1 protein-coding gene is annotated in these 249 nt (G+C 68.3%); it reads left to right on the top strand.

Annotated features, from left to right (window positions below):
* On the top strand, nt 1-234 hold a 234-nt coding region (locus ACPYOM_RS23235), incomplete at its 5' end, for a hypothetical protein (protein WP_481347781.1).
* Nucleotides 235-249 lie beyond the last annotated feature (15 nt).

Below are 249 nucleotides of genomic sequence, written 5' to 3'. Positions count from 1 at the left end.
CCCCCCCCCCCCCCCCCCCCCCCCCCCCCCGCCCAAAAAAAAAGGCACACCCCCCAGATTACTACGCGTCTCGTGGGCTCGGAGATGTGTATAAGAGACAGGGTCGAGCACCACCTCGTCCCGGATGAGGGCCGCGCGCAGCACGACCGCCCGCTGCCGTGGGTGCACCCGACGCAGAGCACCCAGGCGCTCGTCACGTCGACGCCGAACACCCTGTCTCTTATACACATCTGACGCTGCCGACGACGG

The organism is Monashia sp. HAY1-2A (assembly GCF_056755315.1).
This window is presented reverse-complemented; position numbering and strand designations above follow the sequence as displayed.